Source organism: Clostridium sp. FS41, assembly GCF_000954015.1.
GTDB lineage: Bacteria > Bacillota > Clostridia > Lachnospirales > Lachnospiraceae > Enterocloster > Enterocloster citroniae.
Window position 1 is genome coordinate 1 of sequence record NZ_JYHN01000060.1, and the last position, 1,165, is coordinate 1,165.

The 1,165-nt window shown below is 45.8% G+C and carries 2 protein-coding genes and 1 pseudogene; all 3 read right to left on the reverse strand.

What is annotated here, in order from left to right; all coding sequences use genetic code 11:
• On the reverse strand, positions 1–299 hold a 299-nt coding region (locus CLFS41_RS14535), incomplete at its 3' end, for a hypothetical protein (RefSeq protein WP_045092684.1).
• Positions 300–317: 18 nt separating this feature from the next.
• Positions 318–671 (reverse strand): hypothetical protein, encoded by a 354-nt coding sequence (locus CLFS41_RS14540; protein ID WP_045092685.1) that lies wholly within the window; start codon positions 669–671, stop codon positions 318–320.
• A 179-nt stretch (positions 672–850) separates the two neighbouring features.
• Positions 851–1,165, reverse strand: a pseudogene (locus tag CLFS41_RS14545) (hypothetical protein); the annotation flags it as partial.

Consider the following 1,165-nt stretch of genomic DNA (forward strand, 5'->3'; position numbering starts at 1 on the left):
ATCAAATACATGATTCCGGCTGCCACCGCAGTTCCGATGGAGCTGGTGATCGCTGTAAAAAATGTCTTCTTTGTTGCTGACCACTGTTTTCCTGGTTCTCTTTCCAAAATATCAACCTTGTCTTTGAGTTCAGACACGTTTTCGTTTGTGTGTTTGACTTCTCCGATCAATTCCACCATGGTCTTGGACATGGTATGGATTTCATTTACGACCGGCTTTAAATCCTCAATCTGATGGGTGTTACTCTTGGACCGCTCCTCTACTTTGGTTAGACGCTCCACGAATTCCGTTTCAATCACATAAGATACCTGCCTTTCCTATTTTTCAAACCTGATGGATGTGATCAGGAATGGTCCAGGGCCATTTCCGGTGCTGGCAGCCCCAACCTCTACGGAAATTCCCCTGGCCTCATTAATTCCGCTAACATCTATGGATACACTTACAGCACAGGCGTTTTTGTAAAACCCATCGTCATAATCACTGTCACTACTATAGCTCCGCCATACATAATCTGTGTAAGCATACTCATCTCCAATATTGCTAGGCTTTTTATCTTTATAAAGGTTAATCCAGAGTCTTCCACGAGTGCCGCGCTTTAACCAGTATCCAAATCCATTTACTGTAATGCGCTTAAATGGACCCAAATGGACCTTTCTGTTGAATTTAGCCATTGATGAGTAGCTATCCTCATATAAATTCCAGGTTCCTAAGCTATATCCTCTGACACTCTCCAGATTTTCTCCGTATCCAATATTATTTCCAGTCCAGGCATTAACTGTTTGGATCCCATCAGCATCACCTCTTGTACATACCAGGGCGCCCCCAGCAAAAACACCTGAGAACGCCCCATTTAAAAAGGCGTTTGGGCCTGCGATAAGTATGTATAATCCACCAGAGCACCCGCTTTGCCAAAAATGCTCTTACCACTCCGAATGTTGGCTGGAATCAGGTTAGCGTCCCCTTTAATGGTTTGCGCGCCTGCCAGGAATTGGTTTGCTGCAATCACCTGATTGGCTGTTCCAGGCGTATAGGTGGCCGCTGCTTTTTCAGCCATGGTTCCTACCACAACATCATCTTGTCCTGCAATTCCAGCAGTCTTTCCTTTTCGGATGTCCACTGCTGTGGCCGTTGCATTATCGCAGTCAACGCCACCGGCTCCTCCTCC

What these genes read in the sequence shown, in the direction of transcription:
- CLFS41_RS14540 (WP_045092685.1), bottom strand. Translation starts at nt 671, where the DNA reads ATGGCTAAATTCAACAGAAAGGTCCATTTGGGTCCATTTAAGCGCATT.